Annotated in this window: 14 protein-coding genes; 9 read left to right on the plus strand and 5 right to left on the minus strand. The window is 57.6% G+C overall.

Translation table 11 applies throughout. The features are described from left to right. Positions 1–77: 77 nt before the first annotated feature. Complete coding sequence (locus KX729_RS15980) at positions 78–389, minus strand: hypothetical protein (RefSeq protein WP_219743462.1); 312 nt, start codon at positions 387–389, stop codon at positions 78–80. 242 nt (positions 390–631) lie between these two features. Here KX729_RS15980 and KX729_RS15985 point away from each other — a divergent pair, with 242 nt between their 5' ends. Next, positions 632–1,744: a helix-turn-helix transcriptional regulator gene (locus KX729_RS15985; protein ID WP_219743463.1), complete on the plus strand. Its 1,113-nt coding sequence runs from the start codon at positions 632–634 to the stop codon at positions 1,742–1,744. 63 nt (positions 1,745–1,807) lie between these two features. On the opposite strand, the gene KX729_RS15990 is transcribed toward KX729_RS15985, so the two are convergent. Beyond that, positions 1,808–3,262 carry a UdgX family uracil-DNA binding protein gene (locus tag KX729_RS15990; RefSeq protein WP_246617627.1) on the minus strand — a complete coding sequence of 485 codons (1,455 nt, stop codon included), beginning with the start codon at positions 3,260–3,262 and terminating at the stop codon, positions 1,808–1,810. Beyond that, positions 3,259–4,491, minus strand: a complete 1,233-nt coding sequence (locus KX729_RS15995; protein WP_219743464.1) for a putative DNA modification/repair radical SAM protein — start codon at positions 4,489–4,491, stop codon at positions 3,259–3,261. Before KX729_RS15995 ends, KX729_RS15990 begins: the two co-directional genes overlap by 4 nt. A 242-nt stretch (positions 4,492–4,733) precedes the next feature. Between KX729_RS15995 and greA the strand changes: the two genes are divergently transcribed. Further along, on the plus strand, positions 4,734–5,210 hold the full coding sequence (greA, locus tag KX729_RS16000) for a transcription elongation factor GreA (protein ID WP_219743465.1): 477 nt from the start codon (positions 4,734–4,736) through the stop codon (positions 5,208–5,210). Between the two features lie 39 nt (positions 5,211–5,249). Further along, complete coding sequence (locus tag KX729_RS16005) at positions 5,250–6,308, plus strand: glycosyltransferase family 4 protein (RefSeq protein ID WP_219743736.1); 1,059 nt, start codon at positions 5,250–5,252, stop codon at positions 6,306–6,308. Here the strand turns inward: KX729_RS16005 and KX729_RS16010 are convergent. Then, positions 6,292–7,317 (minus strand): glycosyltransferase, encoded by a 1,026-nt coding sequence (locus tag KX729_RS16010; RefSeq protein WP_219743466.1) that lies wholly within the window; start codon positions 7,315–7,317, stop codon positions 6,292–6,294. The two genes, KX729_RS16005 and KX729_RS16010, sit on opposite strands and share 17 nt — an antisense overlap. Before the next feature lie 203 nt (positions 7,318–7,520). On the opposite strand from KX729_RS16010, the gene KX729_RS16015 reads away from it, so the two are divergent. From KX729_RS16015 to KX729_RS16030, 4 genes are all read left to right on the plus strand, one after another. Next, positions 7,521–8,375: a glycosyltransferase family 25 protein gene (locus tag KX729_RS16015; protein ID WP_219743467.1), complete on the plus strand. Its 855-nt coding sequence runs from the start codon at positions 7,521–7,523 to the stop codon at positions 8,373–8,375. 78 nt (positions 8,376–8,453) lie between these two features. Then, complete coding sequence (locus KX729_RS16020) at positions 8,454–9,380, plus strand: FkbM family methyltransferase (protein WP_219743468.1); 927 nt, start codon at positions 8,454–8,456, stop codon at positions 9,378–9,380. Positions 9,381–9,458: 78 nt separating this feature from the next. Further along, positions 9,459–10,157 (plus strand): FkbM family methyltransferase, encoded by a 699-nt coding sequence (locus tag KX729_RS16025; protein WP_219743469.1) that lies wholly within the window; start codon positions 9,459–9,461, stop codon positions 10,155–10,157. Further along, positions 10,154–11,146: a glycosyltransferase gene (locus KX729_RS16030; protein WP_219743470.1), complete on the plus strand. Its 993-nt coding sequence runs from the start codon at positions 10,154–10,156 to the stop codon at positions 11,144–11,146. The genes KX729_RS16025 and KX729_RS16030 overlap by 4 nt, the downstream gene beginning before the upstream one ends. Positions 11,147–11,167: 21 nt before the next feature. On the opposite strand, the gene KX729_RS16035 is transcribed toward KX729_RS16030, so the two are convergent. Then, positions 11,168–11,635 carry an Lrp/AsnC family transcriptional regulator gene (locus KX729_RS16035; protein WP_219743471.1) on the minus strand — a complete coding sequence of 156 codons (468 nt, stop codon included), beginning with the start codon at positions 11,633–11,635 and terminating at the stop codon, positions 11,168–11,170. A 231-nt stretch (positions 11,636–11,866) separates the two neighbouring features. On the opposite strand from KX729_RS16035, the gene trxB reads away from it, so the two are divergent. Both trxB and KX729_RS16045 read left to right on the plus strand, forming a co-directional pair. After that, entirely contained in the window at positions 11,867–12,841 is a 975-nt protein-coding gene (trxB, locus tag KX729_RS16040) for a thioredoxin-disulfide reductase (RefSeq protein ID WP_219743472.1), read from the plus strand. A 9-nt stretch (positions 12,842–12,850) separates the two neighbouring features. Further along, complete coding sequence (locus KX729_RS16045; RefSeq protein ID WP_219743473.1) at positions 12,851–13,753, plus strand: LysR family transcriptional regulator VtlR; 903 nt, start codon at positions 12,851–12,853, stop codon at positions 13,751–13,753. The last annotated feature ends 625 nt before the right edge of the window (positions 13,754–14,378 follow it).

The raw sequence follows: 14,378 nt of genomic DNA on the forward strand, positions 1-14,378 counted from the left end.
CCCCGCGCCCGATCATCGAATGCGGAAAAGCCCCCGCCGGAAAGGCAGGGGCTAGCTGGGAAAAATCCAGTCGTTGATTAATTGCCGTACGGGTAACGTTCGCCCTGCGAAGTCACCATCGTATATTTTTTCCCGTCTGTGACGATCCTGTCGCAGCGGCCTTTGCCGTCATCGAACTTGATGCAAATCTTTCCTGCGGTAATGGTGTACTTGCCCGGATTTCCGCCGGCGAAGGTATATCGACCTTCCTTTGTATATTTCAGCCTTCCATTCACCGTATTACCGACAGCGATCTTTTCGATTTCTGCTTTGGTAGCGGGTCTTTCATCAGCCGAATAGGCATTTGACGCAAGCAACAAGGAAGCCAGCACGATAATTGAATGTCTCATTAAAATCCCCGAATTGCCGATATTGGCTAGGGAAAAGGCTATGGCGACTCACGAGGCCGCACATCACCCATTTGGGTTGATAAACCTTGCATTGCATTTCGGGATGCAAAAGCGCGCGCCCCTTGAGCAGGCCTTAGTTTTATAGACGTACTATCCGAGAATAAAATCCATAAACGATTGAGATCACTTTGTAATATCGATAACATATGTCTTCTTGGAGGAAGAAACTGTAAGGGCTACTCTTGGAGCTTATTGACGTAGTGGCCAAATTTTATGAGGCCGCAGCCAATCCCGATATATGGCCGGATGCCCTTGAGGCTTTATCCTCAGCAATGGGTTGCCGTGGCGCGTTGCTGACCACGCCGGTGTTTATTCCCGGCGGGCTGGTGCATACCAACAGCCTGCGCGACGCTGTGGGACAGTTCTTCGAAGAAGGGTGGTATCAACACGACGTCCGCAACGCGGCTGTGAGACCTCATCATTATAAAAACGGGTTCTTCAGCGATCACATTCTCTTCTCCGACCGTGAGATGGGGAAAAGCGAATATTATGAGAAATTTGCCAGGAAGGCAGACGTTCCATGGTTTGCCGCAGGTGGCCTGACTGGGGAACTGGGACGCGACTCGGTTGCCATTTCGCTGCAACGGACTTCGAAACAAGGCTTCTTCAGTCTGGACGAACTGTCGACCCTAAACACCTTGCTTCCACGCCTGGCTCCCGTGATGACCATGGCATCCCGGCTTGCGGAGCTGAAGGGCAAGTCCATGATCGACGGCTTGCATCTCGCGAAGCAACCAGCCGTTTTGCTCAACATGAACGGCACCGTGGCATATATGAATCCGGCGGCGGAAGCGTTGATAGGAAGCCGTATCACAATTCGCCATTCACTCCTGTCCGCGCCGAACAGCGTCGAAAACAAACAGCTTCAGGCATTGATCGATCAAGCGTGTGCAGCACAGGCACGGCCTATGTCCGGCGGCCAGGAACTCAGACCGGTCGTCTTGAGCGCATCGGAAACCGGCGCCAGACTTATTGTCAGGGCGGCCCCCATACGTCGCTCCGCCGCAGATATGGTGGCGTTCTCCGGCGTCATCCTGATGATAAGCGCCCTCACCACCGAGGTTCGACTGCCACCCGAAATCCTGCAGCAGGTTTTCGATCTCACCAGAAGAGAGGCTGAAGTCATGTCATTGATCGGCGAAGGCCAGCCTATTCATCAGATAGGCGTCACTCTCGGGATCGCGACCGAAACCGTGCGATATCACGTAAAGTCGGTCTTCATGAAGACAGGCACGACCCGACAAAGCGAACTGGTTGGCCTCTGTTCGCGAATGTCCACCGCCGTGGATTACTGATACTATCGCCATTCCATGGGGATGTCGGCAGAAGGCTGCAGCAGGCGGAATCAATTTCTTTGATCAGGCGGCCAACCGGCTGATCTTGTTCATATCTTCGCGAAAACGGATGAGCTCTTCGGCTTTTCGGCCTTCATCAGGAATACGCAGCAGATACGACGGATGCGCGGTGACGAACATGATCCGCCCGTCCTCCATGGCGATCGGTTCACCGCGCACGTCTTCCAGCTTTTGGCGCATATCCGTCAGCGAGAAGAGTGCCGTCGCCCCCATCGCGACGATCAGTTTCGGCTTTACCAGTTCGATCTCTTGTTCCAGCCACCAGCGGCATTGCCGCACCTCGCCCATGTTCGGCTTCTGGTGGATGCGGCGCTTGCCGCGCGGTTCATATTTGAAATGTTTCACCGCATTCGTGACAAAGAGCGAATGCCGGTCGATGCCGACTTCGGCCAGCGTGTCGCTGAAGAGTTTTCCCGCCGGGCCGACGAACGGTCTGCCGGCCAGATCCTCCTGATCGCCCGGCTGCTCGCCGACGAACATCACTTTTGCATCCGGCGGGCCTTCACCGAAAACAGTCTGCGTTGCGCGGCAATAGATGTCGCAGCGGGTGCAGCCGCGCGCCTCTTCCTTCAGCGCCGCCAGCGTGCCGGCAGCCGGCCTCGGCGGCACCGGCGCATTTGCTGCGGCTTCCTGGATTCGGTGATGGAACGGCAACGGTTCGCTCGCCGCCTTCTTCCCCATCTCGATGACGCTCGCCTCGGCATTGGCGATCAGGCTTGGGATAAGCTCAGCTTCCGGCAGGTTCTTCCAGTATTTCTTCGGCATCTCCTTGGTCATCATCTTCACCTTCAGCCGCGCCGGGTTGAAGATGGACGAATAATAGGTGCGCCAGAGTTCGTCGGTCTCGTCGCGCAGATCGGGCTTTTCCGCTGGATCGTCAGTCGTGCGCAGCGTCTCGCCGTCCCACGAGGCCGAACCCTTGGGCGTCAGGATCAGCCAGTCCATGTCGGTGAAGCGCCGCTGGAAAAACGGCGCCACGCGGGCGATGATGAAATGGTCGGGCTCGAACCAGGAGATGAACCTTCGACGGCCTACCGCACCCTCCGGCAGCGGCAATTCCTTGAAGCGCACGAAGGCCGTCATCTTGTGATAATCGCGGCCGACCGACTTCGCCATCCGCTGCGCTGCGACCACATCCGGATCGGTCGCCACCTGCATCAGATGCCGGCCGTGCAGGATGCGGAACAGCATCCGGTAGAGCAGCGCAAATCGCGTCGGATCGGAGTGGCAGACCACCGCACCGGCCAGCTTGACGAAAGAGGCAGGCACGCTGAGCGGTACATGCGCAGGATCAGGCGGCGGCAGGCGGTTGTCGTCGAAGCCGAACAGTCCGTCCGCATCGTCCATTGTCCGCCATTCAATGATATTCGGCAGGATACCGGCCGCCAGGAAGCCGCGTGCGGCATCGCGCCATTCGGTCAGATCACCCCTGCCCCGCAAGGAATAGCGATAGATCATAGCAATGACAGCTGCTCTGGCTTGGGTTCGAACATGGCCCTGAGATCCGTCCGGTCCACCAACCGGTGCGGTGTCCAGCCCTCGGCGGTGATGAACGGCTGCACTTTCTTCAACGACACGCCGAGCCGCTTCAGGTCTTCGAGCCGGATGCGTCGGAAACGGCGGGATGACAGGATACTCTTCACCGTCTTGGTGCCGAAACCCGGCACACGCAAAAGCTTCTCCTTGTCGGCACGGTTCACGTCGACCGGAAACTGCTCGCGATGGCCGAGCGCCCAGGCAAGTTTCGGATCGAGATCGAGATCGAGCATGCCGTCGGTGCGCGCCGAGGTGATCTCGCCGATGTCGAAACCGTAGAATCGATAAAGCCAGTCCGCCTGATAGAGCCGGTGCTCGCGCATCAGCGGCGGCTTGATCAAGGGCAGGTTCTTCGACGAATCGGGTATCGGGCTGAAAGCAGAGTAATAAACGCGCTTCAGGCTGTAGCTGCCGTAAAGCCGGGCGCTGGTGCCGAGGATCGTCGCGTCGTTTGCGCCATCGGCCCCGACGATCATCTGCGTGCTCTGGCCTGCCGGTGCGAATTTCTGCCGGCGCTTCGTCTGCAGCGTCGGCTCGGCCATCTCCTCGATCTTGAGGCGCAGGCTGCCCATCGACCGGCGGATATTCTCCGGCCGCTTTTCCGGTGCCAGCTTGTCGATACCCGCATCGGTCGGCAGCTCGATATTGATCGACAGGCGATCGGCATAAAGCCCGGCCTCCTCGATCAGCTTGGCGGATGCTTCCGGAATGGTCTTCAGATGAATATATCCACGGAAATTATGCACGGTGCGCAGGTCGCGGGCGATCCGCACCATCTCCTCCATCGTATGGTCCGAGGAGCGGATGATGCCGGACGACAGGAACAGCCCCTCGATATAATTGCGCCGGTAGAATTCCAGCGTCAGCCAGACCACCTCTTCCGGCGTAAACCGCGCCCGCTCGACATTGCTGGACGAACGGTTGATGCAATAGGCGCAGTCGTAGATGCAGAAATTAGTGAGCAGGATTTTCAGAAGCGAGATGCATCGCCCGTCCGGCGCATAGGCGTGGCAGATGCCCGAACCCTCCGTCGACCCCAGCCCGCCAGATGCGGCAGAATCCCGTTTTACCGTACCGCTCGAGGCACATGAGGCATCATATTTGGCCGCGTCCGAAAGGATCGCCAAGCGTTCTTTCAGTGTCTTCTTCATTAGTATGTTCACTATATGTTCCCTTTCCACACGTCAAGTCATTGACAAAATGCCGGCGGTGGATTCAGATGCAGCCGTTGGGGGCAGCTTCGACAGGCATTCGAAATTCCTAGCTTGGACTGTCGAAATTCTGTTATAGTGACCTAAATTCTGACGTTGCGATGGTTCCGAAGTTTTACTCCGGAACCTGTTTCTTTTTGTGTCCGCGGTAACCGCGGGCATGAGACCTGAAGGATAATGAAATGGTTGAAAAGGTACCGATGACGCAAAGCGGTTTTGCCAAGCTGCAGGAAGAACTGCGCTGGCGCCAGCAGGAAGAGCGTCCCCGTATCATCGAGGCAATTGCGGAAGCGCGCGCCCATGGCGACCTTTCGGAAAATGCCGAGTACCACGCCGCCAAGGAAGCCCAGAGCCACAACGAAGGCCGCATCACCGAGCTTGAAGACTACACGACCCGTGCCGAAGTGATCGACCTCTCCAAGATGTCCGGCTCCAAGATCAAGTTCGGCGCCACCGTCAAGCTGGTCGATGAAGACACCGACGAAGAGAAGATCTACCAGATCGTCGGCGACCAGGAAGCCGACGTGAAGGCAGGCCGCATCTCGATCTCCTCGCCGATTGCCCGTGCCATGATCGGCAAGGAAAAGGGTGATTCCATCGAAGTCGTGGCGCCTGGCGGTTCCAAGGCTTACGAGATCCTTGCCGTTTCTTGGGGCTGATCCCTCGTGACCGGTTCGGGCGGGAATAGCAGCTCCTCCATCGTCTATATCCGTGACGTCGAAGTGATCGCACCGAATTTCAAGCGGCGCCTCTCAGGCGTCACGTCGACGATCATCCAGCTCATTCCCGTCCAGAGAGCGCTCGGCCAGAAGGTCGCAGCGCTTGGCCCGGGCCTGCCCGCCGATCTGCCGCATATCCGCTTACGCGATCTTTTCTCGCTGTGGACGCCGCCGCGCGGAAAACATTGTCGCATCTGGCATGCCCGCCGCAATATCGAGATGCTGCCCGCCATCCTGATGCGCGACGTCCTGCGCATGCCGCTGAAAATCATCTTCACCTCCGCCTCCCAACGAAAGCATACCGGCTGGACCAAATGGCTGGTGTCGAAGATGGACGGCGTGATTGCCACCAGCGGCAAGACGGCCGATTACCTGACGGTGCCAAACAGTGTCGTGCTGCACGGCATCGACACCGAACGCTTCTCGCCGCCTGCCGATAAGGCAGAGGCGAAGCGCGCCCGCGGGCTCGATCCGGCCAAGAAAATTGTCGGTTGTTTCGGCCGCGTCCGTCACCAGAAAGGTACCGACCTTTTCGTCGATTCGATGATACGGCTTTTGCCGTCACGCCCGGATTGGTCCGCGATCATCGCCGGCCGCGCCACGTCGAAGCATGTGGAATTCGAAAACGATCTCAAGGCAAAGGTCAAGACGGCCGGCCTTGCCGACCGTATCCTCTTCGTGGGCGAGCACACCGATATCAACGAATGGTATCGCGGGCTCGACCTCTTCATCGCGCCGCAACGCTGGGAAGGGTTCGGCCTGACGCCGCTCGAAGCCATGGCGACGGCGGTGCCGGTCATCGCCACGGATGTCGGCGCCTTCCCGGAACTGCTGGTGACGGGCGAAAACGAAACCGGCCTGATCATCGCCCGCGACAGCGTCGATGCGATGGCGGAGGCCGCCGGTATATTCATGGACGATGACGCACGCCGTCAGGCCGCCTCGCAATGTTCACGCCTGCACGCTATCGGCAATTTCAGCATCGAAGGCGAGGCAAAACGCCTCGGCAATATCTACCGGATCACGGCTTTCGCTTGAAAAGATCGATATAGGCGTTGCAGACGGCGTCCTCGGAAAACTGCCCGACAAGCGTCGCCCGCCCCTTTTCGCCAAGGCTCGCCGCAAGCTGCTTGTCTGCGATGATCTGATTGATGGCCCGCGCGAAACCAGCGGTATCGTCGATATCGACGAGCAGCCCGTTTTCACCATCCTGCATGAACCAGGAAGGCCCTTCCGAGCGGGAGGAAATGACCGGCTTGCCCTGTGCCCAGGCCTCGAAGATCACGTTACCGAGCGGTTCATGGCTGGACGGCATTATGAACATATCGGCCGCCGCCACATAGGGCCGCGCATCCTTCTGCCAGCCCAGGAACCGGACGCGCTCCTCCAGCTTGTGCTCCTTCATCACCGCATGCAGCGCATCGTTTTCCTCGCCTTCGCCGGCGATCCACAAATAGGCATCCGGAACAGACACCATCGCCTCGATCAATAGATGGATACGCTTGCGCTTGACGAAACGCGCCATAGTCATGACCACCGGCACGCCTTCCGGCGTATTGGCGACCGAACGGGAAACCGGCGCGACCGCCTTCGTATCGGTGAAATTGGAGATCACCTCGACGCCGCGCGTCCAGCCGAGATTGTTGCGCACATGGTCGGCAATGCCGGGCGTATTGCAGACAAGAATGTCGGAATTCTTGAAGTAACCGAGATGGGTCGGATAGTCGCCGAGGCGGGAAAGCTTGATGCCGCCCTTATAGGCCGGCATCAGACGAGCGCCGCGGGTCGACCAGGAGATGATCGCATCCGCCTTTTCCTTTTCCGCCAGCATGCGCACGCGGATCGGCAGGAGAAGCCGATCGACGGAGAGATTGCGGAAATTGCTCTCGATAACGCGCGAATGCGCCTCGACTTCCGGCTTCCAGCGGCGATTCCAGCGCATGACGGTGGTCTGCTCGATCCCGCGGCGGTCAAGCGCGCCCACCAGATGCACGAAGAACTTCTCCGCGCCGCCGTCCTTGCCGAAAATATACTGGTGAACCCGCATGTTTCTCTATCCCGCCTGGTTTTCCGCTGCTCGAAACGCCGGAAACCGGCAGAGATAAGCAGCGCCGCCTATATGTTACGGTTGCAGAAACTGTGCAAGTGCTGCAGGCACTGCTTTCGCGGCGCTCTGGCGCTCGCGAAAGAAGCAAAATATATGAACTGCGTGAAAAACCTGCCGCTTGTTTCTAACGGCGGTGTCGCGATATGGCGTACGCGGCCGCCGCAGAACGATCGACCGCCCATGCCGGCGGAAAGGAAAACATGCAATCGCTCAATGTCTACGTCATCAACCTGGATGGCAGCAACGACCGCCTGGAGACTATCAGCCGGCGCCTTGCGGAGTTTGGCATTGCATTCGAACGGGTATCCGCAGTCGATGGCCGTCGTTTCGACCTTGCCACGCTTCCGGACTATGACGCGGACCATGCCGAACGTTACATGGGCCGCAGCCTGGTCGGTGGCGAGATCGGCTGTTATCGCAGCCACCTGAAAGTCGCCGAGGCTTTCCTTGCCTCCGGTGCTCCATACGCTTTGGTTCTCGAAGACGATGCGCTGCCGCTCTGCAATCCGGTCGAACTCCTGGAAAAGGCGCTGCCCGACCTCACCAAGGCCGATCCGGATTGGCGGCTGATCAATATCGGCAACAACAAGCTGAAGATCGCCACACCGATCGAGCGATACCAGGTCGGACATCACGACTGCGAACTCGTCGCTGCACACTATTTCCCGATGACGACCAGCGCCATCGTCTGGTCGAGCGAAGGCGCGAGACTTTTTCTTCAGGAGCACCGGAAGATCTTCGCGCCCGTCGACAACTATTTCCGCCATTGGCTGACCCGCACCGGCCATGGCTACTCCTTCTGGCCTGCGCCGGTAACGACGACGGACGCCGCAAGCCAAATTCTGTCCGGAGCCGGCACGGCCCGGAAGACCAACAAGCGGAAATGGTATTACGGCTTTGCCAAGCAATACCGGCTGTTTCAGGACAAGTTGATTGCTTTCCTCAGTAAAAGCGGACTTCGCCAACCAGCCCGAAATAGACTGAAGCCCCCAAAATAAACTGAGGTCATTGTGTAAAACCGATACAGGCCGAAAATTGCTCTACACGTCTAGCCAAAATGAAGGACGACAATCTCGATGGCTTCACTTCGTAAAATACTCAACAAGGGCCTTCGCTCATTTGGATACCAGATTACGGAGACGGGTTCGAGGCGTTACGCTAAGCTTGAAAACCTTCAAAAGGCGGAAATCTATATCGAGCGTTACCGGGAGATAGTTTCCGATCCGCTCAACCTGCTGATCGAAAAGGACCCGTATGCGGGCTATGTCGACGGGGATCTGGTCACGTTGCACAACGGCAACCGCGTCCCCATTCAGGGCAACCTGGCCTATTACAAGGAATTCAGCGACATCCTGATCATCAACAGAGGCGTCCACGAGCCTCTCGAAGAGTTCTGCTTTCAGCAAGTGCTGAAAAAGCTGAAGGCGCCCTCGCCTCTGATGCTGGAACTGGGAAGCTACTGGGCTCACTATTCGATGTGGCTTTTGAAAACATATGCAGGCGCCAGATGCTATATGGTCGAACCCGACCAGACCAATCTGGACTGCGGCATCAACAATTTCAAAATCAATAAATACAAGGGCGAGTTCATAAAGTCGTTTGTCGGAAGGACCAGCTTCAAGGTCGACGAATTCATGAAGGAAAAGGCTCTTGGCGGCCTCGATATTCTCCATTCGGACATTCAGGGATACGAAGTCGAAATGTTGGAAGGCGCAACCGACCTGCTGTCGAGAAAGGGCGCATCCTACGTGTTCGTGTCTACCCACAGCCAGGATCTGCATAAGACCGTCGAGCAGAAGCTGTCGGGATTTGGCTACCGGATTGAAGTGTCCTCCGATTTTGATCGCGACACGACCAGCAGTGATGGATTTATTCTGGCCTCGTCACCTGACGTCGATCCGGTATTCGGCGATTTCCATCCCCTCGGCAGAACGGAAATCGTTTCTTCGAGCTCATCGGATTTGGCAAGGTTCGTCGCGTCCACGGCTGCCTTGGCGCCATGATTATCCCATCCGCGCGGACGTAGTTGCGTTCCAGCGGTCATTGATTTAATTCGCTGTCGACCGCTTAAGGAGATTGGCATGGGCTTGCGAACATTTCTGGGACTGAAAAAGAAGCGCGCCGAAGTCATGCCGTTCCCCACGCTTGAAGGCTTCTCGCAACTCCATCAGGATAGCTGGGTCGTTTCGGAGACACGCGGCAAGCGAGATGGCTTTTTTGTCGAGATCGGCGCCTTCAACGGCACGACCTTGAGCAACAGCCTGCTGCTGGAACGGGACTACGGGTGGTCTGGAATTCTGGTCGAACCAAGCCCTGCGTTCACTATTCCGATCCTGTCGACCCGGAAGGCCAAGCTCTGCACACAGCCGGTCGATAACCAGTCGGGCAATTCCGTCACCATGCTGTTTGTAACGGAAAAGCCGGAGATTTCATCGATCAACCGCGTCGCCAACAACGACAGGAATGCGGAACAACGCAAAAGGGATCACGTCGAAATTGAAATGCAGACCATCAGCCTCATGGATCTGCTGGTCAAATTCAACGCGCCCAAGGTCATCGACTATATCAGCATCGACACCGAAGGTAACGAGTTCGATATACTTGAAAACTTCGACTTTCAGCGCTTCGATATCCAGCTTTTCAGCATCGAGCACAATTTCACGGAAGCCGAAGCCAAGCTTGATAATCTTCTGAAAAAGAACGGTTACGAGCGCGTCTTCAAAGACGTCACCAAATTCGATGCATGGTATCGCAAGCTCCCTGAAAACGGCAGAACATGAAGCCCAAGCTGCATGTCGTGACATATGGCAAGGACGATAAGCCAAGCGTCCGGCATAGGGTTATCGGTGGGCTGGACTATTTCAGACATTATTTCGAGGTGACCTGGAGCCCGAGTTTTTCCGACGAACGGATTTACTCGCTCGGCAAGGGTGATGTGCTCCTCGTACAAAAGCGAATTCCCAAGCTTTTATGGACATGGTGGACCTCCCGCCGGCTGGGAGCGAAGGTCGTTTATGACTTCGACGACGCCATGTGGACCAGTGCACTCGGTGACTCGTTCGCCCGGCGCTGGCGCACCAGCCTGCGGGTTCGCTCGATCGTACACCGCGCCGATCTTGTGACGGCAGCGAATGCCTATCTGGCAGACTGGGCACGAAACAACGGCAGCGATCCGCTGATCATCCCGATGAGCGTCGAGCTGTCATCCGTAGCCGAACCGGCAAAAACATCTGGCCCAATCCTTTTTGGCTGGGGCGGACATCCCCAAAGCCAGTATCTGCTGCAATCCATCTCTCCCGCGCTGCAGAGGTTTTTTTCGAGCCGGAGCGATTGTCGCTTCGTCGTCATGTCGGGCAAACAGCCGGATCTTCCTTTCGAATTCGACTGGTGGCCTTTCGATGCCGAGAACGAAGACAGGTTCTTCTCATCGATCGATGTCGGTCTGGTTCCCAGCACCCGTTCGGATTTCGATCGAGGCAAGTCGCCGATCAAGATCCTTCAGCACTTCGCCAATGCCCGGCCGGTCATCACCGATGGCGTGGGCGCCACGCGCGAACTTGTCGATCCTTCGACAGGTTGGCTTGTGGACGGAACCGGCGACCTTTCTGCGGGATGGGAGGAAGCACTTGTCGCCGCAGCCATGGATGCCGAAGGGCGTCAGTCCCGCGGTAAAGCAGGAAGACGACGCATCGAAGAGCGGCATTCCAAGGACAATGTCTTCAAAACTTTGACTGCTGCCCTCGTCGCCCTTTCCGAAGAAAGAACGTAAGACGGCTAAATGAAATCTGGGTCAGATCTCGACCAGACCCAACTGCTTGATCTGTCGGATGGTCAGCATGGTGCGCACGGTATCGACATGCTCGTCGGCCGTCAGCACTTCGATGACGAAATCCTGGAAGACCGTGAGGTTCTGGGCGGCGCAGCGCAGCAGGAAATCGCTGTCTCCGTTGACCATCCAGGCTTCGCGCACCAGCGGCCATTCCTGAACCTTGGCGCCGAAGGCCTTGAGGTCGGCATCCGACTGGCGCTTCAGCCCGACCATGCAGAACGCGACGAGGTCGAAGCCGAGTTTTGGGGCGTTCAGAAGCGCGTGATAGCCCTCGATAATGCCGGCCTCCTCAAGCTTGCGGACACGCCGCAGGCATGGCGGCGCGGAAATTCCGACGCGCTCGGCCAGTTCAACGTTGGTCATCCGACCATCCCGTTGAAGTTCTCTCAAAATTTTAATGTCGATTGCATCCAGATCGGCGCGGAACACGGCTTTCCCCTTGTCTCGGGCCCCTTGTCTCGAGAGGCTTTTAGACGAAATCCCGTTGAACGCAAGGATCAGCAATTTCATGCCAACTGATCTGTTATCAACGCAAGGCTGCCCTTGCATTCATGCATGGATCAATCTTAGATGACGCTTTAAAGCGGCAGGCCGGAAAATCACTTCCTATATGTGGAGCGCGCTATAGGTGCGCCGTCCGGTCTTTAAAAGGATTCTGCAATGTCCACCCGTCATACCGAGGTTCTTATCATCGGTTCCGGCCCTGCCGGTTATACCGCGGCGATCTACGCTGCCCGCGCCATGCTGAAGCCGGTCCTGATCGCCGGCATGGAACAGGGCGGCCAGCTGATGATCACCACGGATGTCGAAAACTATCCGGGCTTCGGCGATCCGATCCAGGGCCCGTGGCTGATGGAGCAGATGCTGAAGCAGGCGACGCATGTCGGCGCCGAGATCGTCAACGACCTCGTGACCGAAGTCGAGATGACCCGCCGCCCGTTCACGGTAAAGACGGATTCCGGCGCGGTCTGGACCGCCGACACACTGATCATTTCGACCGGCGCGAAAGCTAAGTGGCTCGGCATTGAAAGCGAACAGGCCTTCCAGGGCTTCGGCGTTTCCGCCTGCGCCACCTGCGACGGCTTCTTCTACCGCAACCGCGATGTGATCGTGGTCGGCGGCGGCAATTCGGCTGTGGAAGAAGCGCTTTACCTGTCGAACATTGCCAAGACGGTCACCGTCGTGCATCGCCGAGATCACTTCCGTTCGGAAAAGATCCTCTCCGAGCGCTTGTTCCAGCGGCCGAATGTCAAGGTTCTCTGGAACACGGAAATCGCCGAGATCACCGGCAAGCCGGCCAAGGCGCCGATGCCGCCGTCGGTCGAAGGCGTCAAGCTGCGCAACACGCAGACGGGTGCTGTAACCGATTTCCCGATTCACGGCGTCTTCGTGGCGATCGGCCATGCACCGGCGACCGAACTCTTCAAGGGCAAGCTGAAGATGAAGCCGAACGGCTATCTTTGGACCGCGCCCGACTCGACCGCCACCGACATTCCCGGCGTCTTCGCCGCGGGCGACGTGACGGACGATATTTTCCGCCAGGCGATCACCGCCGCCGGCATGGGGTGCATGGCAGCCCTCGAAGCCGAACGTTATCTTGCCGGCATCCAGCCGGTCGCCGTGGCCGCGGAGTGACACGATAAGATGGGTGTACCGTTAGACTGGGACAAACTGCGCATTTTTCACGCTGCGGCGGAGGCTGGCTCCTTCACCCACGCGGCCGATAAGCTGCATCTGTCCCAGTCGGCGATCAGCCGCCAGGTCAGCGCGCTGGAACAGGATGTCGGGGTCAAACTCTTCCATCGCCATGCGCGCGGCCTGATCCTCACCGAACAGGGCGAGTTGCTTTACCGCACCGCCCATGACGTGTTGCTGAAGCTCGAAACCGTGAAGATGCAGCTGACCGAGACGACGGAAAAGCCGTCCGGCAAGCTGCGCGTCACCACCACGGTTGGCCTCGGCCAAGGCTGGCTGACCGACAAGGTGCAGGAATTCCTGCAGCTCTATCCGGAAATGACGATCCAGCTGATCCTCGACAATGAGGAAGTGGACGTCAACATGCGCCATGCGGACTGCGCCATCCGCCTGCGCCAGCCGCAGCAGTCCGACCTCATCCAGCGCAAGCTCTTCACCGTGCATATGCACGTCTATGCGGCGCCCTCCTACATCAATCGCTATGGCGAGCCGCAGTCGGTCGAGGATCTCGACAATCACCGGATCATTTCCTTCGGCGAGCCTGCACCGAATTACCTGCTCGACGTCAACTGGCTGGAATATGCCGGCCGCTCGTCGGACAATGTCCGCACGCCGCACCTGCAGATCAACAGCCAGACGTCGATCAAGCGCGCCTGCCTGCTCGGCATCGGCATCGCCTGCCTGCCGGATTATATCGTCGGTCGCGACCCGGGACTGATTCAGCTGGCGATCAACGCCGACATCCCGTCCTTCGACACCTATTTCTGCTACCCGGATGAAATGAAGAACGCGGCCAAGCTGAAAGTTTTTCGTGATTTCATCGTTGGCAAAGCGCGCAACTGGAATTTCTGATCTCAATCATGGCCAGTGGTGCGTTGGCGTAAGCCCTTTGAATATAAAGGGTTTCGCCATCGCAACGATGACTTTTTATCGATAAATCATCCTTAAAATCTAAAGCATTGCATACATTGCATGGCTGGCCTGCACAAAAAGCCATTGTTCACTGCACAAAAAACCACCATATCGCACTCAGCTGATGCACATGGCGGCTTTTCCTCCCAGTTCCGCCGCAGCAGCTGTTCCCCTCTGGAGGTTTTTTAACCTTCACACTTATAGGGCCCTGGAGCGATCCGGTGGCCCTCTTTTTTTGCCTATATGCCAGACGAGCTCCTACCCCAGCTTCCGGCCGGTTCAAGGACCTGTCGCGGCTTGTCATAAACGCTGTCAAAAAGCCCGTTCAATATTCCAGCCACCCCCTTGCCGAACGAATGCCGGCTACCCATATCCAGAGTAGTCGAGGCACAAGACAACCTTCCCCCCGTTGTCCGTCTCGGCTGTTCCCCTCTGGAGGTTTTGACCTTCAAACTGACGGGCCCCGGAGCGATCCGGCGGCCCATTTTTTTGCGATCGCGCCAAACTTTGGAACGCCGATCCTTTAAATCGCCTCCGGACGATCTATATATCGGTAAACTCCGAT

Origin of the sequence: Neorhizobium populisoli, from assembly GCF_019430945.1 — a bacterium.
Lineage (GTDB): Bacteria > Pseudomonadota > Alphaproteobacteria > Rhizobiales > Rhizobiaceae > Neorhizobium > Neorhizobium populisoli.

What these genes read in the sequence shown, in the direction of transcription:
- KX729_RS15980 (WP_219743462.1), bottom strand. Translation starts at nt 389, where the DNA reads ATGAGACATTCAATTATCGTGCTGGCTTCCTTGTTGCTTGCGTCAAAT.
- KX729_RS15990 (WP_246617627.1), bottom strand. Translation starts at nt 3,262, where the DNA reads ATGATCTATCGCTATTCCTTGCGGGGCAGGGGTGATCTGACCGAATGG.
- KX729_RS15995 (WP_219743464.1), bottom strand. Translation starts at nt 4,491, where the DNA reads ATGAAGAAGACACTGAAAGAACGCTTGGCGATCCTTTCGGACGCGGCC.
- greA (WP_219743465.1), top strand. Translation starts at nt 4,734, where the DNA reads ATGGTTGAAAAGGTACCGATGACGCAAAGCGGTTTTGCCAAGCTGCAG.
- KX729_RS16010 (WP_219743466.1), bottom strand. Translation starts at nt 7,317, where the DNA reads ATGCGGGTTCACCAGTATATTTTCGGCAAGGACGGCGGCGCGGAGAAG.
- KX729_RS16015 (WP_219743467.1), top strand. Translation starts at nt 7,521, where the DNA reads ATGGCGTACGCGGCCGCCGCAGAACGATCGACCGCCCATGCCGGCGGA.
- KX729_RS16020 (WP_219743468.1), top strand. Translation starts at nt 8,454, where the DNA reads ATGGCTTCACTTCGTAAAATACTCAACAAGGGCCTTCGCTCATTTGGA.
- KX729_RS16025 (WP_219743469.1), top strand. Translation starts at nt 9,459, where the DNA reads ATGGGCTTGCGAACATTTCTGGGACTGAAAAAGAAGCGCGCCGAAGTC.
- KX729_RS16030 (WP_219743470.1), top strand. Translation starts at nt 10,154, where the DNA reads ATGAAGCCCAAGCTGCATGTCGTGACATATGGCAAGGACGATAAGCCA.
- trxB (WP_219743472.1), top strand. Translation starts at nt 11,867, where the DNA reads ATGTCCACCCGTCATACCGAGGTTCTTATCATCGGTTCCGGCCCTGCC.
- KX729_RS16045 (WP_219743473.1), top strand. Translation starts at nt 12,851, where the DNA reads ATGGGTGTACCGTTAGACTGGGACAAACTGCGCATTTTTCACGCTGCG.